Origin of the sequence: Bacillus sp. FSL W7-1085, from assembly GCF_038595035.1 — a bacterium.
Lineage (GTDB): Bacteria > Bacillota > Bacilli > Bacillales > Bacillaceae > Bacillus > Bacillus altitudinis.
This window is the reverse complement of record NZ_CP152000.1, coordinates 1,068,878-1,092,992: the sequence shown is the minus strand read 5'-3', so window position 1 is coordinate 1,092,992 and position 24,115 is coordinate 1,068,878. Positions and strand designations below refer to the sequence as shown.

18 protein-coding genes are annotated in these 24,115 nt (G+C 42.4%); 6 read left to right on the top strand and 12 right to left on the bottom strand.

Translation table 11 applies throughout. From position 1 onward, the window contains the following. Positions 1-62: 62 nt before the first annotated feature. The 4 genes from MKY11_RS05440 to MKY11_RS05425 all read left to right on the top strand — a co-directional run bounded on the left by MKY11_RS05440 (position 63) and on the right by MKY11_RS05425 (position 7,386). A complete protein-coding gene (locus MKY11_RS05440; protein WP_096881227.1) occupies positions 63-1,904 on the top strand; it encodes a bifunctional homocysteine S-methyltransferase/methylenetetrahydrofolate reductase in 1,842 nt (613 codons plus the stop codon). Beyond that, complete coding sequence (gene metH / locus MKY11_RS05435; RefSeq protein WP_342501923.1) at positions 1,888-5,316, top strand: methionine synthase; 3,429 nt, start codon at positions 1,888-1,890, stop codon at positions 5,314-5,316. The genes MKY11_RS05440 and metH overlap by 17 nt, the downstream gene beginning before the upstream one ends. Before the next feature lie 117 nt (positions 5,317-5,433). Further along, positions 5,434-6,369 carry an anti protein gene (locus tag MKY11_RS05430; protein ID WP_342501922.1) on the top strand — a complete coding sequence of 312 codons (936 nt, stop codon included), beginning with the start codon at positions 5,434-5,436 and terminating at the stop codon, positions 6,367-6,369. 159 nt (positions 6,370-6,528) lie between these two features. Next, on the top strand, positions 6,529-7,386 hold the full coding sequence (locus tag MKY11_RS05425; RefSeq protein WP_217967372.1) for a GNAT family N-acetyltransferase: 858 nt from the start codon (positions 6,529-6,531) through the stop codon (positions 7,384-7,386). Positions 7,387-7,431: 45 nt separating this feature from the next. Here MKY11_RS05425 and MKY11_RS05420 read toward each other — a convergent pair whose 3' ends face one another. From MKY11_RS05420 to MKY11_RS05395, 6 genes are read right to left on the bottom strand one after another with little or no spacing between them, the layout of a single operon-like run. Beyond that, the gene (locus MKY11_RS05420) at positions 7,432-9,246 is read right to left on the bottom strand and encodes an IucA/IucC family siderophore biosynthesis protein (RefSeq protein ID WP_342501921.1); all 1,815 of its coding nucleotides are present in this window, start codon (positions 9,244-9,246) and stop codon (positions 7,432-7,434) included. A gap of 13 nt (positions 9,247-9,259) precedes the next feature. Continuing rightward, the gene (locus MKY11_RS05415) at positions 9,260-10,609 is read right to left on the bottom strand and encodes a lysine N(6)-hydroxylase/L-ornithine N(5)-oxygenase family protein (protein WP_342501920.1); all 1,350 of its coding nucleotides are present in this window, start codon (positions 10,607-10,609) and stop codon (positions 9,260-9,262) included. Further along, on the bottom strand, positions 10,584-11,138 hold the full coding sequence (locus tag MKY11_RS05410) for a GNAT family N-acetyltransferase (protein ID WP_342473986.1): 555 nt from the start codon (positions 11,136-11,138) through the stop codon (positions 10,584-10,586). The genes MKY11_RS05415 and MKY11_RS05410 overlap by 26 nt, the downstream gene beginning before the upstream one ends. Beyond that, complete coding sequence (locus MKY11_RS05405; RefSeq protein ID WP_342501919.1) at positions 11,135-12,916, bottom strand: IucA/IucC family protein; 1,782 nt, start codon at positions 12,914-12,916, stop codon at positions 11,135-11,137. Before MKY11_RS05405 ends, MKY11_RS05410 begins: the two co-directional genes overlap by 4 nt. Continuing rightward, positions 12,913-14,409 (bottom strand): aspartate aminotransferase family protein, encoded by a 1,497-nt coding sequence (locus MKY11_RS05400; RefSeq protein ID WP_342501918.1) that lies wholly within the window; start codon positions 14,407-14,409, stop codon positions 12,913-12,915. Before MKY11_RS05400 ends, MKY11_RS05405 begins: the two co-directional genes overlap by 4 nt. Beyond that, entirely contained in the window at positions 14,396-15,742 is a 1,347-nt protein-coding gene (locus tag MKY11_RS05395; RefSeq protein ID WP_008348573.1) for an aspartate aminotransferase family protein, read from the bottom strand. The genes MKY11_RS05400 and MKY11_RS05395 overlap by 14 nt, the downstream gene beginning before the upstream one ends. Before the next feature lie 387 nt (positions 15,743-16,129). Between MKY11_RS05395 and MKY11_RS05390 the strand changes: the two genes are divergently transcribed. Then, on the top strand, positions 16,130-16,666 hold the full coding sequence (locus MKY11_RS05390) for a serine O-acetyltransferase (protein ID WP_017360201.1): 537 nt from the start codon (positions 16,130-16,132) through the stop codon (positions 16,664-16,666). A 168-nt stretch (positions 16,667-16,834) separates the two neighbouring features. Here the strand turns inward: MKY11_RS05390 and MKY11_RS05385 are convergent, their stop codons facing one another. The 3 genes from MKY11_RS05385 to MKY11_RS05375 form a co-directional block, all read right to left on the bottom strand. Further along, entirely contained in the window at positions 16,835-17,110 is a 276-nt protein-coding gene (locus tag MKY11_RS05385) for a hypothetical protein (RefSeq protein WP_008348576.1), read from the bottom strand. A gap of 63 nt (positions 17,111-17,173) precedes the next feature. Continuing rightward, complete coding sequence (locus MKY11_RS05380) at positions 17,174-17,734, bottom strand: GNAT family protein (RefSeq protein WP_035392472.1); 561 nt, start codon at positions 17,732-17,734, stop codon at positions 17,174-17,176. A gap of 14 nt (positions 17,735-17,748) precedes the next feature. Beyond that, positions 17,749-18,615, bottom strand: a complete 867-nt coding sequence (locus tag MKY11_RS05375; RefSeq protein ID WP_045034702.1) for an AraC family transcriptional regulator — start codon at positions 18,613-18,615, stop codon at positions 17,749-17,751. Positions 18,616-18,728: 113 nt separating this feature from the next. On the opposite strand from MKY11_RS05375, the gene MKY11_RS05370 reads away from it, so the two are divergent. After that, positions 18,729-20,105: an MATE family efflux transporter gene (locus MKY11_RS05370; RefSeq protein ID WP_326378621.1), complete on the top strand. Its 1,377-nt coding sequence runs from the start codon at positions 18,729-18,731 to the stop codon at positions 20,103-20,105. A gap of 84 nt (positions 20,106-20,189) precedes the next feature. On the opposite strand, the gene MKY11_RS05365 is transcribed toward MKY11_RS05370, so the two are convergent. From MKY11_RS05365 to crtI (MKY11_RS05355), 3 genes are read right to left on the bottom strand one after another with little or no spacing between them, the layout of a single operon-like run. Then, the gene (locus tag MKY11_RS05365; protein WP_024720032.1) at positions 20,190-21,029 is read right to left on the bottom strand and encodes a phytoene/squalene synthase family protein; all 840 of its coding nucleotides are present in this window, start codon (positions 21,027-21,029) and stop codon (positions 20,190-20,192) included. Continuing rightward, complete coding sequence (gene crtI / locus MKY11_RS05360) at positions 21,022-22,497, bottom strand: phytoene desaturase family protein (RefSeq protein WP_342501917.1); 1,476 nt, start codon at positions 22,495-22,497, stop codon at positions 21,022-21,024. Before crtI (MKY11_RS05360) ends, MKY11_RS05365 begins: the two co-directional genes overlap by 8 nt. Beyond that, on the bottom strand, positions 22,494-24,011 hold the full coding sequence (gene crtI, locus MKY11_RS05355; protein WP_342501916.1) for a phytoene desaturase family protein: 1,518 nt from the start codon (positions 24,009-24,011) through the stop codon (positions 22,494-22,496). The genes crtI (MKY11_RS05360) and crtI (MKY11_RS05355) overlap by 4 nt, the downstream gene beginning before the upstream one ends. Positions 24,012-24,115 lie beyond the last annotated feature (104 nt).

The window sequence follows — 24,115 nt, the reverse complement described above, 5'->3', positions numbered from 1 at the left end:
GCCAAAAAGTCTTCTTCTTATCAGAAGGCTTTTTTTGTTACATAGAAATAAGGAGGAAACCAATGGGCCTATTACAAGACTTACAAAATCGCGTACTGATTGCTGATGGAGCAATGGGAACACTTTTATACTCTTATGGCATTGACCGCTGCTTTGAAGAATTAAATTTATCAAAAGAAGATGAAGTCAAAAGAGTGCACGAAGCATATGTGCAAGCTGGAGCGGACATTATTCAAACGAACACATACGGTGCGAATTATATTAAACTATCCCGCTACGGTTTAGAGGAAGAAACAAAACGCATCAACACAAAAGCTGTACAAATTGCCAAAGCAGCCGCTGGCTCAGCTTATGTCCTCGGAACGATCGGCGGCATTCGAACATTTAACAAAAATGCCTACTCTTTAGACGAGATTAAACGGAGCTTTAGAGAACAGCTCTATATCCTTTTAAATGAAGAGCCTGATGGGTTACTGCTTGAAACGTATTACGATATTGAAGAAGCAAAAGCCGTTCTTGAGATTGCTCGCAAAGAAACAGCGCTTCCGATTGTCATGAACGTCTCCATGCATGAGCAAGGTGTTTTACAGGACGGTACACCGCTAAAAGACGGTTTATCTGAATTATCCTCACTTGGCGCTGATGTCGTCGGCATTAACTGCCGATTAGGCCCTTATCATATGATTCAGGCACTTGAAGGCGTTCCACTTTTGCAAAATTCGCATTTATCTGTCTATCCAAACAGTAGTCTCCCCTCCCTTGAAGAAGGCAGACTCGTCTATGATACAGATAATGATTATTTCCGAAAAAGTGCACTTGAGTTTAGAAATCAAGGTGCACGAATCATTGGAGGCTGCTGCGGAACAACCCCTCAGCATATTAGCGCCATGGCTGAGGCGGTCAAAGATTTAGCACCTATCACCGAAAAAGAAGTGAAAGTATTAAAAGAAGAAATCATTTCCATCCAAGATCAACGAACAGAACCAGGTCTTGACGAGCTTGCTGTGAAAAAACGTTCGATTATCGTCGAGCTGGACCCGCCGAAGAAGCTGAACTTTGAAAAATTCCTTATCGCAGCGAACGAATTAAAAAGTGCAGGCATTGATGCCCTCACACTGGCCGATAACTCTCTAGCTACCCCGCGTATTAGCAATGTGGCATGCGGCGCTTTATTAAAACAGCAGCTTGATATGCGTTCACTTGTCCATATCACATGTCGTGATCGCAATTTGATTGGACTCCAATCTCATTTAATGGGGCTAGACACGCTTGGACTAACCGATATTTTAGCCATCACAGGCGATCCGTCTAAAATTGGAGACTTCCCAGGTGCGACATCTGTGTATGATTTAACCTCCTTTGATTTGATCCGTCTGATCAAACAATTTAACGAGGGACTATCTTTCTCCGGGAAGCCGCTCGGGAAAAAGACTAATTTTTCTGTGGCTGGTGCGTTTAATCCCAATGTCCGTCATATTGATAAAGCGGTCAAACGCCTCGAGAAGAAAATCGAATATGGTGCCGATTATTTTATTTCACAACCTGTTTACTCTGAGGAACAGCTTGTGAAGATTCATGAAGAAAGCCGACATTTGGATAAACCGATTTACATCGGTATTATGCCGCTAACAAGCAGCCGAAATGCTGAGTTTATTCATCATGAAATTCCCGGCATTAAATTGTCTGACTCGATTCGTGAGATTATGGCAAAGGCAGGCGAAGATAAAGAAAAGCAGCGGACAGAAGGGTTAGCGATTGCCCGTTCTTTATTAGATACAGCCTGCGAATTGTTTAATGGTATCTATTTAATTACCCCTTTCCTTCGATCAGATTTAACAGCAGAACTGACAACTTACATCCATCAGAAAGAAAAGGAGCCAAACATCCATGCCAACTATCACTGAACAGCTCAAAAAACGCATCCTCGTCCTTGACGGTGCAATGGGCACAATGATTCAAAACGCCGATCTCACAGCAGAGGATTTCGGCGGAGAAGAGTATGAGGGGTGTAACGAATATTTGAACGTCACAGCCCCTCATATTATCTCCACGATTCACCGGCAATATCTTGAAGCAAGTGCAGATTTAATCGAAACAAATACATTCGGCGCGACGAAGCTCGTTCTCGATGAATATGGACTTGGCCATCTCGCCTATGAATTGAACGTAAAAGCAGCTCAGCTGGCAAAGCGTGAAGCAGACCGTTTGTCGACACCAGACTGGCCCCGCTTTGTTGTAGGCGCAATGGGACCCACTACAAAAACATTATCCGTGACAGGCGGCACAACGTTTGAAGAGCTCGTTGCAAATTACGAAGAACAAGCCCGCGCCCTGATTGATGGAAAATGTGATGCTCTTCTTTTAGAAACAAGTCAAGACATGCTGAATGTCAAAGCTGGATTTAAAGGCATTCAAGAAGCCTTTCACGCAACCGGTATTGAGCTACCACTGATGGTGTCAGGGACGATTGAACCAATGGGCACCACCCTTGCCGGTCAAGATATTGAAGCCTTTTATATCTCACTTGAGCATATGAAACCAATCAGCGTCGGTTTAAACTGTGCAACTGGTCCAGAATTTATGACAGACCATATCCGTACACTCTCCTCCATCTCAAAGTCGGCTGTCAGCTGCTATCCAAACGCTGGTCTCCCTGATGAAGAAGGGCAATATCACGAATCCCCTGCTTCGCTTGCTAAAAAAATTGCCGCTTTTGCAAAAGAAGGCTGGTTAAATATCGTCGGCGGCTGCTGCGGTACAACGCCTGCACATATTCAGGCATTGTCAGATGAAGTACGTTCGCTTCAGCCCCGCAGCATGACGCATGAGTCATCACCGCATACCGTATCAGGCATCGAGCCCCTCATTTATGAAGAAGCGATGCGCCCCCTCTTTGTTGGTGAGCGCACAAATGTCATTGGTTCACGCAAATTCAAACGGCTCATCGCAGAACAAAAGTTTGAAGAGGCAGCAGAAATTGCTCGTGCTCAAGTGAAAAATGGCGCTCACGTCATTGATGTGTGCCTAGCAGACCCTGATCGTGATGAGATAGCAGACATGGAAGGCTTTTTAAAAGAAGCCATGAAAAAAGTGAAAGCTCCTTTTGTCATTGATTCAACCGATAAACATGTCATCGAAAAAGCACTCATGTATTCTCAAGGAAAAGCCATTATCAATTCTATTAATTTAGAGGATGGAGAAGAGCGCTTTGAAGAGATTCTTCCGCTTGTCAAGCTATATGGCGGCGCACTTGTTGTGGGAACAATCGATGAAACAGGGATGGCCGTCACAGCAGATCGAAAACTTGAGATTGCCGTAAGATCGCATGACCTGCTCACGAAAAAATATGGAATCCCTGCGAGTGATATCATTTTTGACCCGCTTGTCTTTCCAGTAGGTACTGGAGACGAACAGTATATTGGTGCTGCTGAAGAGACGATTAAAGGCATTGAGCGAATCAAAGCAGCACTGCCTGAATGTCTCACCATTTTAGGCATTAGTAACGTGTCTTTCGGACTCCCGCCAGTTGGCAGAGAAATATTGAATGCCGTTTATTTGTATCACTGCGTAAAAGCAGGGCTTGATTATGCGATCGTGAATACTGAAAAGCTTGAACGCTTCGCTTCAATTCCAAAGGAAGAAATCAAGCTGGCTGAAACTTTACTTTATGAAACAAATGATCAAACCCTTGCTGAGTTCACCCAATTTTATCGCGGGAAAAAGAAAACAGAGAAGAAACCAAAGATCTCCTTATCACTTGATGAAAGGCTGGCACTCTATGTCGTCGAAGGGACGAAAGAAGGCCTGATTGATGATTTGGCCCTTGCTTTGGAGAAATTTGAATCACCTCTTCATATCATCAATGGACCATTAATGCAGGGAATGTCAGAGGTTGGGCGCCTTTTTAATCAAAACGAATTGATTGTAGCTGAAGTCCTCCAATCCGCTGAGGTCATGAAAGCATCTGTTTCATACCTTGAGCAATTTATGGAGAAAAAGGACGCAAGCGGCAAAGGGAAGATTCTCCTCGCCACCGTCAAAGGCGATGTCCATGATATAGGGAAAAACCTGGTCGACATCATTTTGAGCAATAATGGCTTTCACGTCGTCGATCTCGGAATCAAAGTAACCCCACAAACATTGATTGAAGCGGTGCAAAAAGAAAAGCCAGATATGATTGGATTATCAGGTTTACTTGTCAAATCAGCACAGCAAATGGTCTTGACCGCTCAAGATTTACAAAAAGCAAACATCTCTGTTCCCATTTTGGTGGGCGGCGCGGCGCTTTCACGGAAGTTTACGAAGATGAAAATTTCGCCTCAATATGATGGCCCCGTCCTTTACGCCAAAGATGCAATGGACGGCCTGTCTTTAGCGAATGAATTAAGAGCGAACCCTCTTCAATTTCAAACAAAACCCTTAGAGGATCAAGAAACACTCCATAAGGAAAAAGAAACAACGCAGCCAAAAGCCGTGATTGAATTACTAGAAAAACGCGCGACACTTCCGGAGGCAGCGATTTTCACACCAGAAAATACGAAACGCCATTATGTACGGGATATTGATTTGCACCACATTATGCCCTATGTCAATGAGCAAATGCTGATCGGCCATCATCTCGGTTTAAAAGGAAAGGTCAAAAAGCTCTTGGCTGAACAGCATCCAAAAGCATTGGAGTTAAAACAGCTGATCACAGATCTTCTTCAAGAAGGCAGAGAGAAAAACTGGTTTGCACCTGCATTCGTCTATCAATTCTTCCCTGCCAATTCAAATGGGAATGACCTGCATATCTATGATCCAGAAGCGCCTGACCGCGTCATTGAGACATTCCAATTTCCAAGACAGGAAAAACTTCCGTACCGGTCTATTTCTGATTATGTGCGGAAAAGCGGAGAGAACGAGAAAGATTATATCGCCTTATTTGCAGTGACGGCTGGTACCCGCATACGAGAGGTTGCGCAGCAATTTAAACAAGAGGGTGACTATTTAAAAATGCATGCGGTCCAAGCTTTAGCACTTGAGCTTGCAGAAGGATTGGCTGAACGAACGCACCAAGTAATTCGTGATAAATGGGGATTCCCAGACCCAGTCGATTTCACGATGGAGAAACGGTTCCAAGCCAAATATCAAGGTCAGCGCTATTCCTTTGGCTATCCAGCGTGCCCTAATCTAGAAGACCAAGAAAAACTATTCCATCTGCTGCAGCCAGAAAAAATCGGGATTCATCTCACAGAAGGGTTTATGATGGAGCCCGAAGCATCCGTTTCAGCCATTGTCGTTTCTCATCCTGAAGCTCGATATTTTAACGTTCACTAAAAAAACCTCCTGAATGGGAGGTTCTTTTTATAAATAAAAATGGAATAAATATGAAAAATTAAGTTTATTTACCGATATGATAAATGAAAGTCATTTACTTAAAAGGAGATGTTTGTCATGTTCAAAAAGAAGATCGCGGTTTTATTGCTTACAGGCCTCTTTATCGCTAGCCCTCTTTTCCAATCACCTGCTCAAGCGAGTGAAACTTCTACGAAACAAACAACATATTATACAGAAGAATTGGAGCATCTGTATCCAGACAGTGATTATGCAAACAATGATACGATGGAAAAAGCTCAGTTCTTACAGCACTCTCTTCATCTAAACAAGACCTATTTATATCACGAAGGTAGTATCTCTTCTATGAATGACATTGATTTTTACCGGTTCACCAGCTCTAAATTTGATGGAGCAGATGGCCGCTTTTCTATCAAACTCGTCAATGTGAAAGCTGGAAATGATTTCGATCTTTATCTTTACAATCAGAGCGGGTCACTCGTGTCTTCCTCTGTGCGGACAAACAACCAAAATGAAATCATCCATATGCCGAAAATTGCCGCAAGCACTGACTACTATTTAGCCGTCAAACCAAAGCAATTATTAAATGAAGAGGACAACATGTATCGTATTGTCTTTGATAAAAGTATTGAAAAAGGCACAACCAAACGATATGGATCACCTGCCACATTGAATAGTTTCAATGAAGCCGGATCTCCCAATTCTTCTTTTGATTTAAGCAGCTTGCCGCAGGATGCCGTTGTCACTGGCCTGTCATTAGAAGCTGAAAAAGGCAGTACAAATGCATATAATTATGTATTCACCGTCTCTTCCTTAAAAGGCGGAACAGTGAACGTACCTTGGAACGGTCAAAAAGTTGACATCTCTTCTTATAAAACAAGTCAAGTGCCAGCTAAAGACCGCTTTTTTGTTTCTTTTAATGCAACCGAGGTTCCTCAATTGATCGGTGGACGGCTAATCAAAGTAGGCGTTGTCTCAATTAAAAACTTACAGCTCACCTTTGAATATGAATACAACCGTGACCTCAATTATTAAACTATACAAAAGGAAAAGGGAGCACCGAAGCGCAGGACTGACACCAAATGCGAGGGTTTGTCTATACGCTGAAGGAAAAGGTATCCCCTTTTCCTTTTTCTTATGCGTTCTTATGGTACGATACATATAGTGAAATCAGCTAAGAAGGAGTTGCGTGTATTGCCAAACGTTATACAACGAACTTTAACCCTTGATGACATACCAGACCTTGTCGCATTGTCAAAAGAGGTCGACTGGCCTGATTACAATGCGGAAGAGCTCACATCTCTTTTAACAAATGGACATTTTACCGGTTTTACAACAACTGACGGACAAGTCATTTCATGCGCTGGACTTTTTCAGTATGACAGTGTGGCATCAATTGGGGCGGTGATTGTATCTGAGACACATCGAGGCCTCGGTCTTGCCCGTCAAATGATTGACACACTGCTTCGTCATAGTGATCCAAGTGTCCCTGTCGTTTTAACTGCTACTGTACAAGGACGCCCAGTTTATGAAAAAATCGGCTTTCAGACAGCCGGTTATATTCATACATACAAAGCACAAAAAACAAATCCTAGTGCCCTTCACCCGTCACATCAGATTCATCTTTTTCCCGCTGATCAAACGCACCTCCCGTCTATTGAAAGGCTGGATGAAAAAGGCGCAGGGACCAATCGATCAAACTTCTTAATAAAGCGAATGGAGCGAGCAGCATTTAAACTGATCGCAAAGGATGAACACCACGAAATCACCGGCTTCGCTTTTGGTGTGGAAACACCAGCTAATCTGATGATTGGCCCGCTTGCAGCAAACGATGAACAAACGGCGCTATCACTCATTCAATCACTTCTCACGTCTTATTCTGGCGCCTTTCGTTTAGATATGCAGGAAGAAACAGCTGAACGCCTGCATGCATCACTTGTAGAAGCAGGATTTACGAAAACAAACGTCGCACATTTTATGATGATTCGCGGGAACGAAAAGCAGAACGATCCGGCGCTTCTCTATTTCCTGGCCTCACAAGCATTTTCTTAAAAAATCAAAAAGCTGTAGACAGATGTTGTCTACAGCTTTTCTTTTTTATTTTTCGCCTACGGATGAGAGAACTTGAGCGAGTGCATTTGTGACCTTGCCATGCTCTGATGCATGCGGCCGGTCATCTCCATCTCCATAGCCGTAATCAATCATGCGATTACGGTTTAAGCAAAGCTTTGTCAGCTGAGGCTGGAATAGATCAAATAAAGCAAAACGATCTTTTAGCTGTGGAAATTGCTTTTGATACTGCTGAATTTCTTCTGCAAGCAAGCGCCAAAGCGTCGTTTCATCTAACAGATTGTGATTGTCTAACACGTTTGACACGTAACGAAGATTGCAAATAAACAGACCCGTAAAAATAAATTGTACAAGACCCTCAGGCGGCTCACTACGCAGCACTTCCTTTAGATCTTCTTCTAATGAAGCCAATTCAGGCAGCGGTTGATCACTAATGTTCACATCATCAACAAAATCTTTGATCGCCAAACGATGCGGCTTGTGATCTTTTAATACAAGAATTGTATTTTGTCCGTGCGGTGAAAACACCGTGCCATATTGATACATAAAGTGCAGAAGCGGCGGCATGACAACGTGGAAGAATGACGCCATCCATTCTTTTGCTGACAGACCCGATTTTTCAATGAGCTGCTTCAGATAAGGCTCGCCTTCATGATCTTCATACGTCAGTGCCGCCAACGTAACAGGGCTCTCCCCTTCATCTAAATACGTATAAATGCTTTCTCTAAAAATGACCCCAAGCATTTCAAGGTATTGATATGGCGCACCAGGTAGCTTGCTGTAATAAGGATGATCAACATTGATACTCGCATTCTCACCCGGTAAAATCACGCGGCATACATCGGATAAAAAGGCGTCTTGATCGGCGATTCCTTTAATATGTGCTGTAATACGAGGTGCAATCACCGTACGTTCTGATGGGAGCCCCCGGTACACTAGCGTATTTAAAATACTCATTGGCAGTTTAATATGATGCTTGCCTTTATTTGAGATGTTTGTAAAGGTTCTGATCGATTGCTGTGGAATATATTGATCCAGCCCTTCTCCTAAATACACAATACGGCGCATGGCTAAATCTTCAGGGAAATGCTGGATGATCATATGCGTCCACTGCCATTTATGAACAGGCATCATATAATAATCAGCCACATTCAGCCCTTCATCCTTTAACACACGTTGGAATTGACGAATCGTGACTTCGTCTAATTCTTTGGCAATGATGTGCTCATAGTTCTCATGATCGACCGCATGGAAAGTCGCAAGTTCTCGGTGAACAGCAATCCAAGACAGCTGCACACATTCCTGCCTTTCAGGTGCATAGGCTAAGTAATCATCGTAGCTGAATCCAATACGCCCTTTGTTATAGACGATCCACGGATGACCAGTCATCTCGCCCTCAATCCATGCATAATCTGTATCTGTTAGCTCATCTGCACGAAGTGCTTTTTTCGACAGCAAATGAACATCCGCTAACAAGGTATGGTGAAGCTCTTTGATCAGATGACCAGTTGTTTCAGAAGACATTGGGATGATTGGCTGAATGTCTAGTAAAAACACAATGGCACTAACATCCTTTGTCCATGTTCCGTCTTGACAGCACTCGATCGATTCAGCAATCGTATCAAAACTATCAAACAAACGAGGTTTTGCGAGATAACGATATTTCTTCTGATCGTGAATGATTAATTCATATTGGGCGATGCCATCCTGATGATTTAGCTGAACGGGGTGAAGCATATCCTCATACATATATTCGGACAGCATTTTTGCCACCATTCGCTGGTTTGCTTTTTTCCAAGCAGCAGGATTGACCGCTTTTTTCAATTCATCTTGTACACTCATCGGTTCATCCTCCTTACCCTCTGATTTCTTCAAATGTATTTGCGTGTTTATGTGTACCGAATGTCTGGAAAACATGCTTTTGATAAAGTGGATACACAGGTCGACGAGCCAGTTCATTGATAATGACACTGTTTCGGTACGCCCCTAGCCCTAAATCTGGTGCGCCTACTCCATGTGTATGAAGCTCTGCATTTTGTACAAAAATATCATTCTCACCTAATGTGTTTGTTTTCAATCGATATTCACGTTCAACCTGGAAGCGTCCTTGATGATCCCACTGAATATGATGGGAAATCGGATCAATAAATGGCGGTAATACAGATTGATAGCCCGTTGCCAAGACAACAATATCTGTCTCATGCGTAAAGGATTCCTCTTTGACCCATTGATTGCATGAAAGCGATAAGCCGTCCCTCGTTTCCTCAATCAAATTGACTTCCGTCATCGCCTGCAGCACGGTGTTCAGCTGCTCTCCGCAAGCAGAACGTTCATAAAGCAAGTGATAAATATCTCGGATCATCGCTGAGCTGATGCCTTTATACAGCAAATCTTGCTGCTTTAATAGCGCATCTTTTTTAGGCTGCGGAAGCTCATAAAAGAAATCAATATAGTCTGGAGAGAAATACTCAAGACCTAAATTTGAATATTCCATTGGGAAAAACCCTTTAGAGCGTGTAAACCAATGAATATCCTTCGCCTCATCGTCTGATAAAATGTCATAGAATACTTCTGCCGCACTTTGACCAGAACCGATGACCGTCACGGATTTTCCTTTAAAACAGCCTTCTTTCTTTCGTTTCAAGTAATCAGCAGAATGAAACACCCGATCCCCTAAAGCTGGCTGAAGAGATACTGGTACCGCAGGCTGTGTACCGATACCTAAAACAAGATGCTTACTTTCAAACACCTCTACCGTTTGATCTTTCACATGACGGACATGCACTTCATATCGTTTTTCTCCAGCTTTTTCAACGATGGAGACAGATTCGACATTCATGCCAAATCGGCAAGAATCTAATTGATCCGCGACCCAGCGGCAATAATGGCTATATTCCTTGCGCGGGATATGGAAGTCTTCTAGAAAGTAAAATGAATACAAACGGTTTTGTTCCTGCAAATAGTTGAGAAAGCTATATTTGCTTTTCACATCTGCCATACTGACAAGATCCGCTAAAAAGGGGACTTGAAGTGTTGTCCCTTCAATGAGCATACCTGGATGCCAGTGAAACGCTTCACTTCTTTCAAAAAACAAAGCGTCAATTTCGTCTACTTCTTCAGATAATGCAGCAAGCCCTAGGTTAAATGGTCCAATGCCAATCCCAATGACATCCACTACATTATTTTGCTTGTTGAACCGCGTCATGGTTATACTTCCTTTCAAATCGATCTCGATGACAAAACATCAAAAGACCTGTTTTATCTGGTAAAGTGACTGGTTTCACACGTTCGAATCCACACTTTTCAAAGACATGAATCATTTTTTCGTTCCGAATATCTGGCTCAGCCACGATTTTTTCTGTTCGTTTGTTCTGCTCAAACTGAAATGCTGTCATGGCTTGAAGCAGCGGAGCCGCAAATCCTTTCCCTACATAATCTGGCTCTCCAATTAACAGGTGAATGCCTTGATCATGCGGAGAAGGCTGATAGTACGATTCAATGATATCCCCTTTCACATTGTATGCTTCAAAATAGCTCATCGGCATGCCATCAATGGTTCCTAAATAAAGGGTTTGATGCGGATCATGAATGGCCTGATAAAAGTGCTTTTCAAAAGCAGGAAATGGAATATTCAAATGCCAAAATGGGTGGACATACTCTTCTTGCATCCACTTGTGGACAAGCTGGACGTCCCGTTCATATTCAGCGCGAATGAACCCAATTCGATGCCTCATCCAATCAGCGCCTCCTTATGTAAAAAGAGCGGATTCAACACAGACGTGTACCTGGATTGAGTTTCTAAAGAACCGGTCAGCTCATCCATATCTTCAAACCGCGTGAGTAAGTTCGCTTTTGAAGGCAGCTCCTGTGACCGAAGAAGACTGTTCGTCAGCTCAGATGCACCATATGTCTCTTCATGCGCAAGCAGTGTGTCTCTAATCAGGGCTAATAAATCTTCTTCTTTTGCAAGCCCCTCTGTACCAAAACCATTCACAAGACCAAACAAATGATTAAAGAAGAAATAGTAACGCAGTCTCTCAACCGCTACATCGTCTGCACAAATGGTTTCACTTCTGACGCTTAAGTTTTGAACAAGCTTCGCAAGCTGATCCTTTTTCGATTCGCTATAATAGTAGCCTTGGTTGTCACGATAATAGAATGTGTGCGGATATCCATTCTTTAGCTGTACGACAGCATTTTGCTGATGGGCTTCAAGGGCAAGTCCATACGTTTCAAACAGCCAAAGCATCGGCTCTAACGCAATCGATAAATATTGTGTGAACCAATCACGGCTGACATCTTCTGTTGATCTGCCTTCAGCGTCTGCTAATTCAAGGATAATGCCTGAAAGGCGTGATTTTTCTCCATATGCATGATCCTGACATAGCCCTGCAATTAAGCTTGCCCCTTTTTCATGATGCAAAAATGGATTTTGACGAATGACGACTTCAAAGCCAGATTCCGCCTCATCCCCTTGAATAGATAGATACGCAGGATCTTCAATCACACGGAATCCAGAGAATTTGTCATATAAAGAAACGCCTAATTCTGTTTTTAAGATACGAGACATCTCAACTCCACGATCAAGTTCCTTTTGTTTGTTAACGCGTAAAGAGTTTGTGATCTTTACAGGGACAGAGAATTTAAGCATGTACGCAGAGTCTTTTTGATAGACCGTTCTAAAGGAAGATGTCGCTGTGTATTCAGATCCTAGCGGCCCTAAATACGTCAGCATCCCGTCCTCTATATAACGCTTGACGAACGCTTTCTCCATGACCACTTGGACTTGTAGCGGATGAATCGGAATCAGGACATATTCACCGCCTTCTGTTAACGTCGTCAGTCTCTCTTTTTCTTCTGGCATCTGGCGCATGAGCTCCTCAAACATGAGACTTGCCGCAGATTGTGAAAGAGAAGAATCCTGAAGCACAATTGACGGATGTGCTTTAAAGTAATGAAGCTGGAAAGAGCCTTTCAACTCAGGAGAATAAATAGCTTCCTCCTCTTCTGTCATTCCTTGTCTGCTTTTTGGTGTAGGATGCGTTAAATGCCCAAGAAGAAGTGACTGCTCCGCTTCAATATATTCAAAATCAGCTGAAGAAAGAGCCGCTCGATCACTTTCTCTCTCTCTGATAAATCGTTCAATATTCCGGCAGCTTAAAATGATGCGAAGCATGAACTCATCCTCTGCATCTGTGCGGCCATATTCAATGAGAAGTTCCTTTGAACATAAAGCAACAAGTGTGGTGTAATCGATGATCGTTCCCTGTTGCTCACTGCCTTGCGGGCGAAAGCGAACGGGAAAATCAAAGAGATGACGGCCTACAGGCGAAAAATATCGAATCGGAATGACAAGCTCAAGATCTTGTTTTGCTAATGCTGCTACAAATACAAGTGAGCCGTCTGCTTTTGTCTCTTTCTTTGCAGATCGATCAATTCCTGTTTCACGTAAAAAACAGTTTAAAAAGCTTTGCATAGTTGCATTTTCAGCCATTTGTTTATATTGACTCAACGTAGTACCCTCCCGGATTGAATATGAGCGATCCCGATATCAACAATGTCAGAAAGGATTTCCTCAATATGTGTAATAGTCGTTCTCGGATTTAACAAAGTGAATTTTAAGCAAGTTTGACCATCGGCTACTGTTTTTGCTACGACAGCCGTTCCTGTTTGGAAAAGTGTGCGATGAATGATTTTATTGATGTCCTCTGCTTGTTGATCATCTATAAAACGAAACACGACTGCATTGATTTCAGGATCAGGATTGATCACCTCAAGATGCTCATTTTTCTCAATCAACGTAGCCACATCTTTCGCAAAATGGATGGTATGGTCAATGATACTTGCAAACCCTTCTTCTCCAATCATACGCAGAGAGAGAAGGAGTTTTAGCGCATCAAACCGGCGCGTCGTCTGAACAGATTTATTCACGAGATGCAGAATGCCTTCCAGTTCATCTTCCTTTGGATTGAGATAATCTGCGTGGTAATCAATCAAACCAAAATGTCTTTTATCCTTTAGTAAAAATGCCCCGCAGGAGATCGGCTGATAAAATTGCTTATGAAAGTCAATCGTGATCGAATCAGCCAGCTCGATGCCATCTAATTTTCCTTGGAAGGTTTTGCTTAATACAAGCGCCCCTCCATAGGCAGCATCTGCATGAATCCACAAACCGAAAGGCTTCACCATGTCATATATGTCACGTACAGGATCAATACTGCCAAAATCAGTTGTCCCGCAAGTCGCCACGACTGCAAATGGAAGCAAATCCTGCTCTTTAAGCTCCATAAGCTTCTTCTGCAAATCATGCAGGTCCATTCGGTGATGTTCGTCCGTCTCAACTAACACAACAGCCTGTTCACCTAAACCTAGCTGAGATGCTGATTTTTTCACAGTGAAGTGGGCATTCTTGGAGCAAAGAATCCGCATACGGTTTGCCTCGCTCGGCAACCCTTTCTGCTGTACGTTCCATTGCCAAGTATTTTCGCAAAATGCATCTCTTGCTAAAAGCAGTCCCATGTAGTTAGATTGGGTTCCACCGCTCGTAAAGGTCCCATCTGCTCGTTCTCCATAAGAAAACTTTTCACTTAACCACTTGAGGATTTCCTCCTCAACCAAAGATGCAATGCCGCTTTGATCAAAGGAATCCATTGATTGGTTAAAGGAACTTACGATCACCTCTGCTGCCAGAGCAGGGATAAGAGGTGGGCAATGCAAATGTGCCAAGCATTTAGGGTGTGACACATCAACTAAATGTGGTAAAAGATGATTTTTTATATCTTGAAAAACAGACTCAATGGATTCACCAGCCGGTTGAATCTGGAATAACGATTCGACATGAGCCGCTAATTTCCCAGGCAATATTCCGCTATACGGTCCTCTGCTTGTTTGCCACTCTGCCAGTAAGCTGTCGATGGATGTGTAGAGAGCCGCTTGGAAGGACTCCCTCCCAAGCTGGCTTTGTTGAATAAATAATGAATCGACAGATGGTTTAGTTGACTGCATCGTAAACTGCCTCTTTAAAAATCGTGATGACTTTTTCAAGCTGTTCTTCTGTCATGATCAAAGGCGGTAAGAATCGAATCACACTTCCAAAACGGCCTCCTGTCTCCACAATTAAGCCTTTATCAAAACAATTCTTTTGAATGAGACTGGCTAGCTCTGGATTTGCTGGATAACTGCCGTCCACATCCTGTTTCTCATCTGGATTCACAACTTCAACACCAATCATTAATCCTCTTCCTCGCACATCACCGAGAGCAGGCACTTGTTTTTGAATGTCTTTTAGATTGGCCTGCATACGCTGACCAAGCGCTTCTACATGATCAAGCAGATTGGTTTCTTTTATAAATTTAAGCGTAGCAGTTCCAGCTGCCATCGCCATTTGATTTCCTCTAAACGTGCCAATGTGTGCACCTGGATTCCATTGATCTAAGTCTTTGTCATAAATCACAACGGATAGTGGAAGGCTTCCCCCAATTGCTTTTGATAACACAATGACATCTGGCACAATACCAGCATGTTCAAAGGCAAACATCTTACCAGTTCGGCCGATGCCTGATTGAACCTCATCAATAATAAGTGGAATTCCTTTTTCTTTTGTGATTCGTCTCATTTCTTGTATCCATTCAATTGATGCCGGGATGGAGCCGCCCTCCCCTTGCACCGCTTCAAAGATCATGCCTGCTGGCGGGAGAATTCCACTCTCAGGGTCATTTAATACACGCTCAATATAAGAGCTTGAAATGCGATGTGAGTCTTTACCGCCAATTCCAAATGGGCAGCGGTATTCATATGGATAAGGCAGGAAGTGAACATCTGGCATTAATCCTTGTACTTTTTCCTTTGGCGATAAGTTGCCGCTTAATGACATCGTGCCATGTGTAGCACCATGATATGCTCCGTGGAATGATAGAATGGAACGATTTCCCGTCGCTGTCTTGACTAATTTAATTGCTGCTTCTATAGCATCACCACCAGTTGGTCCACAAAATTGAATTTTCGCTCTTTTTGCAAACTCTTCTGGCAAGTGAGAAAAAATCTCATTCACAAATTCTTCTTTAATCTCTGAAGTGATGTCCAGCGTATGCAACGGTCTTTTTTCATGAAGCATACGTTCAATAGCATCTATAACAACCGGGTGATTGTGACCAAGGGCAAGGGTTCCTGCACCTGCTAGGCAGTCATAAAATTCTCTACCATCTGCATCTGTCACGATCATACCTTCGGCTTTTTGCATGGCTAATGGGAACCGTCTCGGGTAAGACCTTGCATTAGATTCTCTTTGACTTTGTTGCTCTAAAAATTGCTGATTTTTAGAAACGGTTTTGATGGACATAATAAAACACTCCTCCAATTGATAAAGATTATCATTTTCATTTACTAGCCTAGAGGATGTAAGATACGAAAGTCAATTGTATTCAAAAAGATGATTCTAAAAGCATATGAATGCTATATTCTCTTTTTAACGAGTAATTTCGTGTATTTTTTACAAACATCTACAGCCATAAGGGCGATGTAACGTTTGAGTATGAAAAATATTGAAAAAAATTACAAAACAATTCTCCTGGTTCTTTTGCTCTATTCGTTGTAGCTCCCCTGTTTGATACAGGACGGCCGAATGAAATGAATGTAGTAAAACAAAAAATGAACGTTATTTTATCTTGATATAAATGGTTATGATGGTATAATTTCTCTGAAACGAAAGGGAATCGAGGGAGATCTGATGATTTTAACGAAGCATGACCTTCACCACTACTTGGCACAAGATCAGAAAGCACTTGCCATCAATCGAAAAAGACCAAAGTGGCTTGGGGATGATATTTGGAAATATCAAAGATATTTACGAAAATATGAGTACTATACGAATAGCGGTGCTACGTTACGCAAATGGTTTTATCGTTACTTACATAAAAAGAAAGGCATGCAGCTTGGCTTTGATATCCCAATTGGTGTATTTGGACCTGGGCTCAGAATCAACCATACTGGGCTGTTGATTGTGAACAAGCATGCCAAAATCGGCGCGTTTTGTGATATTCATCAAGGCGTGAATATCGGTCAAAACCATCATGAAAAAGATGTGCCCGTCATCGGAGATCATGTATGGATCGGCCCTGGAGCTAAACTGTTTGGAAATATTTATATTGCGAATCATATTTCCATCGGAGCAAATGCAGTAGTGAATCGCTCCTTTCATGAAGAGCGAATTGTCATTGCAGGTGTCCCTGCTCAAAAAATAAAAGAAAAAAGCCCTTCTTTATGAAGGACTTACTTGACCAAAGCAGTGAGCCACATGAGATAAAATAAGATGGATAAACATGAGGATCATCCTGCCCGAGCCCCATCACCATTTATCCTAAGATGCTTTGGCGCAATCAAACCATCAATCGGTAGCAACTTGAAGTGAAACAAATCACCACAGCCGTACTCTCTAATTTGCGTTGGAGTACCCGAAGACCAGCATGAGAAAGTACAAGACAAAGACGAGGATGGCAATCGCATAGATGAGAATGGACACAATCAGTACTGTCCAGCCCAACCCTTTTCTTCCTGTTTGAATGAGATATATTCCAAGTGTGAAGAGCCCGAGTAAAAGACCTAAGATGGCCCATAACCATTTATTTTTCCCGTGTTTTGGTGCATCAACGAATAGGTAGATTGCGACTAAGATGGATACAAACCAACCTGTAATCCATTTCACATTCATCCGCCACCCTTCTTTTTCAATTTATTTAATCTTACTATACTTTTTTCCTAATCTTAAAAACAACTATTCAAATGAATGATTCGGAAGGCTTTGCCATTCTTCTCTCAGCATCCCATACCGCATCGAATCATAATACTCCCCTTGATAGTAACGTACCTTACGCAGTCTTCCCTCAAGGATAAACCCGCATTTCTCTGCGCAACGCATCATGCGTTCATTTCCAGACCAGGTGGTCAGACCGATGCGTGGGATATCAATGTGTGAAAAGAGTTCATCGATCCATAGACGCAATGCCTTTGTTCCAACGCCCCCATTCCAAAAACGTGAGTCATAAATAAGAATCCCACACTCCAGCCAACGTGTGCGTTCATTCTCCCAATAATAAGAAACTGTGCCCTTTAATTCACCTCCAACATCAATGCCAAATAGTTTTGGCAGGACAGAATCATCCTGTAAATAGCGTTTTTTAAATGCAGCAAGCGATATGTCATGTTCAATAAAATACGGTGCATTCCACTTTCGATAAGCCTGGTCTGGCGCTTTAAACCTTAAATGCCATACCACTTCTAAATCGGTTTCGTCTAATGGACGTATGCTCACAATCTCTTCTTTTTTTCCTTTCATCTGTTCACGTTCCTTTACTTTGTCGTTCTTTTAGCAAGATGACGATACTCGATAGGCGTCATGCCTTCATTTTGCCGAAACAGCTTTGAAAAATACGTTGGGTCATCAATGCCTACATGTTCTGCAATGAGAGCTATTTTTTCATTCGTTGAAGCAAGTAGGCTTTTGGCTTTTTCAATTTTGAGTCGATTGATGTACTGGCTCGGCGTCAGTCCGTACACGGTCTGCATACACCTTGTCATGTAATCAGGATGATAATGAAGAATCTCTGCCAGCTTCTCCATCTGTAATTTTTGCGTAAAATGACGTTCAAGATAGTGAACCACTTCTGAAGCGACAGTCTCCTTTGCACTTGGAATATGAAATGCTTCTTTTTGTAAATGAATGAGCATTTCCTCAAATTGAAGCTGCTTTTTGAGCTGAAGTTCAGACGCATCATCATTTAAAGCGCGCATCGCTGAAAGATGCTTCTGTAGCACGCTTTCCCCTTTCACTTTTCCTTTTCGGGGCAGACGAAATTCATAGCTTGCTGCTTTTTCAAAAGTGGCTTGATTTTGCTTCATGTCAAACCAGTGTTCTCTCGGCCGATCTGTAAACTCAAATGAATCAATTGAAAAATGCAGCCACTCATAAAGTGTTTCTTCTTTGCATGGCAGATGTCCACCATGGGCAAGTCCCGGTGATAAGATGATATATTCTCCCTCTTTTACGTGATGAGGCACCTCGTCTTCTGTGATCCACAGTTCACCTTTCGTGACATAAAGAAGATCAAATACGGTGAAAATTCTGGAGATATGTCGTTCTCCTCGATGGAATACACCTTTGCCTGAAGCAATATAGACTGGAAATGGCGGTACAGTAAATGTAATAAACGGACCCATATTCATCCCCTTATGAAGTCGGATTTCTCCAATAAGTTTCGGTTTCATCTCTTCTTATTATAGTCGATGCAAGGTACACTATAAATCGGATTTATACGAAAGAAGGCGATGTGATGAAACCACAAGCACTGACAATACAAAAGGTTCAAGCCAAAAGTGAAAAATCCCACCCTTCATTATTTGCATTAACTTGGCCTATTTTTATCGAAATCTCTTTATATATGCTGATGGGGAGCGCAGATACACTGATGCTCAGCCAGTATTCTGACAATAGTGTTGCCGCAGTAGGGGTAAGCAATCAGCTATTAAATCTATTGATTGTGATGTTCAGCTTCATTACGACTGGGACGACGATTGTCATTGCGCAGCTTTTAGGAGCGAGCCGCAAGCAGGAAGCGACCCAAGTTGCCTATGTATCACTAGGCACCAACTTCCTCATTAGCTTTGTGATCAGTCTTCTTATGTTTGTGTTAGCTGTGCCCATCCTGCATATGATGGGATTATCAAGCGAGCTCATGCCAGATGCAACCGTCTTTTTACAGATTGTCGGCCTGCTTTCTTTTATTCAGGCGCTCATTATGACATATAGTGCTATTTTAAAAAGCTATGGATTCACGAGAGATACGATGTATGTCACCATCGGTATGAATCTGTTAAATGTTGCTGGTAATTATTTGGTCATCTTCGGACCATTTGGCTTCCCTGTATTAGGTGTCATGGGTGTCGCTCTTTCCACATCATTTGCACGGTTGATCGGTCTTACAGCCATGATACTCATTGTTCGACACCGCATTGGATTGCGGTTTTCATTCAAGCGAATGTTTTACATCCAGCGAACGCATTTAAAAAAACTGCTAAAAATCGGCATTCCTTCTGCTGGAGAACAACTTTCTTATAATGGCTCTCAAATGATTATTACGCTGTTTATCACATTTATGGGCACGCAAGCACTGGCAGCAAAAGTCTATACCCAGAATTTGATGATGTTCATTATGTTATTTGGTGCCGCCATTAGCCAAGGAACGCAAATCTTAATTGGGCGCCTGATCGGGGCGAAAGAATTTGATGCGGCCTATCGAAGATGCATGAAAAGCTTATACTGGGCCATTGCCATCTCACTTCTTTCTTCTACTGCTTTATCTTTATCATCGACGCATTTACTTACTTTTTTCACTAGCAACAGTGAGATCATTCAAATAGCGAGTCTCCTCCTCATATTGACAATTATTTTAGAGCCTGGACGTTCTTTTAATATGGTCATCATCAACTCCTTGCGGGCAGCTGGTGACGCGAAGTTTCCAGTCTATATGGCGATGATTTCAATGTGGGGCATCGGCCTTCCGATCGCTTATTTATTAGGCATTCAACTTGAGATGGGCCTTATCGGGGTTTGGATTTCTTTTATCGTGGATGAATGGGTAAGAGGTATCTTCATGTATAGGCGGTGGCGTTCAAGGGTGTGGACGGGGTATCGGTTTACTTCCACATAAAAAGGACTGCGGGTGCAGTCCTTTCAGATTGTTGACAAAGGGCTAAAACGAACGAACTCTATTTTACCCTTTGTCTTCTTTTCATTACGTAATATCTTCTAAAATAAGTGCTTTTTCTTGTGTTGAAATATATGACCGCTTCGTAAAGACGCGGTATTCGTTTTCTCTAGTTTTATCTAAAATAGCCTTATAAAAGTGAGCAGCTGCTTTCACTGGTATCCTTGAATAAAGTGGGAATTCATGGAGATGGTCAAAAAATTCCTCATAGTACGCCTCTGCCTCAAAAGCAATATATTCCCATACATGCTGGAAGGCTTGATTGACGATCCCTTCTTGTAATTCTTGCTCTGTATACCCAAATTGATCCATGACTTGTTTTGGCAAATAAATGCGGTTCCTTTCCGCCTTATCCTCACCAATGTCTCGAAGAATATTGGTCAACTGCATGCCAATCCCAAGGGAAATCGCTGCTTCTTTTAGCTGTTCTTTTTTACGCGGTGCAATGATCGGAAGCAGCATTAATCCAACTGTACTTGCGACATGATAGGAATAGATGAGCAGTTCATCTAACGTTTCATATCGATGCTGCTCTAAATCCATCTCCTGTCCTCGCAGCAGGTCACGGAATGGGGATTCATCCATACGAAACTGTTGAAATGTATACTCCAGCGCCACCCACATTGGATCATCACGATCTACTTCTCCTTGCAAGAAACGTTCAAATGCCTCCTGAAAAGACGCCAGTTCTTCCTTTGGTGAAGGAGACTCATCTACAATGTCATCCGCTCTCCTACAAAAAGAATATACGGCCCAAACAGCCTGTCTTTTCTTTTTAGGCAGCATGGAAAAGGCACGATAAAACGTTTTTGAATGGGTTTGAATGGTCTCTTCACATATTTTCAATGCTGTTTGCACATCAACCACTTAGCTTCACTTCCTTTCTGTTGTTCAGCTCTTTAAGCAGTACAGAAGCCATGAGCTTTGCACTTTGCATCACGATCGGTACCCCGCCGCCGGGATGGATGGAAGCACCTACCGCATATAGATTGTCTACATCTGCAACCTTTACTTGCGGGCGAAACACACCTGATTGAAACAAATTAGGAGCGAGTCCAAAGCTGCCGCCTTCAAACAATCCTTCTCGCATTGAATCATTCGGTGTTCTCACCTTTTGCCAGACAACCGCCTCTCGCAGCTGTGGAAAGCCTCTTTTCTCAAGACGCTCCACCATTTTATCCACAAAGTCTGTCTCTTGTTCCCAGTTGATGTGATCTCCTGATGGAACAGGAATGAGCATATATAGGACACTGCTGCCTTCTGGGGCAAGGGATGGATCGATGATAGATGGATTAAAAGTATAAAATGATGGATCTTGAGGTATCGTTTTCGTTTGGAACACCTCTCTCATATGCTGATCAAAGTGTTCTCCCATGAAAAATTGATGAACAGGTGCTTCATCGTATACTTTGTTTAACCCTAGATACACCATCACGCAGCCGGAGGATGGAACGTATTTACGCCGGTCTTGTTCACCTAAACCAAGCTGTTTTAACGCCGCTGGATAATCTCCGTTCAGCACAAATGCATCAGCTGCTATGTGCTCATCATTTATTTTTGCCTTGACCACACGTTTCCCCTCAAACTCAAATTGTGCGACTTCTTCACTTTTTCTTATGTGTACACCCGTCTTTAAGAGCTGTCTCTCCAATATATCTACTAAACTCGCATATCCGCCTTTTAAATAGTAAATTCCGTGTGCGTGCTCACTATATGAAACAAGCGAATAAATGGCAGATGCTTCATACGGATTTCCTCCGACATAGAGGGTTTGAAGTGCATATGCATCTCGGAGGCGCTCATCTGAAAAATATTTTTTGAGAGAACTTTGAACGGTTCGATATGCTTTTAATTTCATTAAAATCTTCATGTTCGCTTTTGTAAAAAAGGTTCGTTTTTCATGAAATGATTTTTCTAGAAAAGCTTCCTGCCCTTCTTGAAATCGATCCGTCATTTCTTGCATAAATGTTAAATATCCCTGTTCTTCCTTTGGAAATACACGTTTGATTTCTTCTAGTTGTCGCAGTGTATCAGAGTATTTCGTATAGGAGGTCCCATCTTGATAGTGGATCGTATACAGCGGATCGAGCTGCAAGAGATCAAGAGATGTTTCATCAATGCCTACGTCATGTAAAATGCCTTTTAACATATCAGGAAGCAGGACAATGGTCGGACCTTCATCTACTTTATATCCTTTCTCACGTACAAAAGCAAGTCTCCCGCCGAGCCGTTCCTTTTTTTCAACAAGGGTGACATCATGTCCAGCTTTTTTTAAATAGAGGGCTGAGATCATACCGCCAATACCGCCGCCAGCAATCAATATATGTTTTTTCATGAGGCGCTCCCCTTTTCTTGATGTGGCACTCTTTTGTGCGTATGTTTCTCTTTTGACAGAATCGCATTTGTCGTAATACGCGCTGATTCTAAAATGGTTGGCAATCCGCTGCCCGGGTGGGTTCCTCCACCAACGAGCCAGCAGTGTTTCAACTCATCAAATTCATTATGCGGCCTGAGTACCATCATCTGCGTCAACTGGTGACCAAGATTAAATGTAGCTCCTTCATACACGTACAGCTCTTCTTCCCAATGCTTCGGCGTGATCATCCGCTCGACTTCAATATGCTGCCTGATATTCTTAAAGCCTGTTTTCCGCTCCAGCGTATCCAGCACAAGCTCTCTAAATTCTTCTTGATACACTTCCCAGTCAATACCGCTTTGATTATTGGCAACGGGTGCTAACACATAAAGAGTGGACTTGCCTTTTGGCGCAAGCGAATCATCTGTCACACTTGCATTTTGAATATAAATGGACGGGTCATCCGGCAGCTCAAAGGTTTTCGTAATTTCTTTGACGAACTTCGCATAGTCATCGGAAAAAACGATGGTATGATGCGGCTCATCATATGTCGTATCTAAACCTAGGTACAGCATAAAGGTGGAGCATGAGAATTTTTTCTTTTTCAGTTTCTTCTCGCTATATTTCTTTAAAAGACCCGGCTCTACAAGCTTTGTCATCACGTGTGCAAAATCACCATTTACGACCACCTCATCTGCCTGTATTTCTTCACCAGTTTCTAAGCGAATGCCCTTCACTTTCCTGCCTTCCGTCAGTAACTTGTCAACTCCAGTTGATAGATGAAGGGTAGCCCCAGATTCAACAGCTGCCTTTGCCATCGCTTCTGACAGCTGATTCACTCCGCCTTTCGGATGATAAACGCCTGTGTCATGCTCCATAAAGGAAAGAATTGAGAACGCTCCTGGGCATTCCCAAGGTGACATCCCTAAATATTTTGATTGGAATGTAAAGGCATATTTCACTGATTCATTTGAGAAATAATCCGACAGCACATCATATAAGCTTTTATTTAATGAGAGCTGAGGAAGTGCTTTGATGACTTTTGGACGCAAATAATGATGGAAACGATCCATTTTACTTTGTAGAATCGGCGTTAGGCGGTCCATTTTTCGTTTTGTATCATTCATAAAACGTACATACCCCTCGCCCTCACCAGGTGCAAAGGCTTCTAGCCGTTTGTACATTTCGTCTCGATCTCGAATCATATCAAGCTTCTCATCTTGAAAGATTAATCTATACATTTCTTTTAATTCAATCACATCTATATAATCATAGAGATTTTTACCGGCAAAGGTGAACAGTTCCTCTGCAATATGAATCATACTGAGAAAAGTAGGACCTGTATCAAACGTGAAATCACCAAGTTGAAACTTAGAGTTACGTCCGCCAACAAAGGACTGTTTTTCATATATATGAACATCATGTCCTTTGCTTTGCAACATCATAGCTGCTGCAAGTCCCCCTGGTCCTGCTCCGATCACAATGATTTTCATTATCCTTTTTCCTCCAAATTAATTCACTTTAAGTTAATTATACAAATTGAAGCGGTTAGATCAACTTTTGATGTGCTCTAAAAGTCTCATGTTATGTATCAAAA